The sequence below is a fragment of the Bradyrhizobium uaiense genome, assembly GCF_010811875.1.
Taxonomy (GTDB): domain Bacteria; phylum Pseudomonadota; class Alphaproteobacteria; order Rhizobiales; family Xanthobacteraceae; genus Bradyrhizobium; species Bradyrhizobium uaiense.
On the sequence record NZ_VKHP01001170.1, the window covers coordinates 1 to 228 of the forward strand.

The 228-nt window shown below is 54.4% G+C and carries 1 protein-coding gene; it reads right to left on the reverse strand.

Going from position 1 to position 228, the window contains the following annotated elements; translation table 11 throughout:
* Positions 1 to 228, reverse strand: a 228-nt coding sequence (locus tag FNJ47_RS49175; protein WP_163163888.1) for a transposase, incomplete at both ends; no start/stop codon positions are given.

The window sequence follows — 228 nt, forward strand, 5'->3', positions numbered from 1 at the left end:
CGAGGCGACGGTGTTGCAGGAAGGCGTAAGCAATCATAGTCATCAGGGTGTGACGATGAAGACCTTGCCATGATCGCCCTTCGAAGTGATCAAGTCCAAGCTCCTCCTTCAACTGCTGATGCGCCTGCTCACAAATCCATCTTGCCTTGATGGTGGCGGCTAGTGTGCGCAGATCCGTCGCCGCAGGGAGATTGGCAAGATAGTATTTCTTCTCCCCTGAGGCACGTT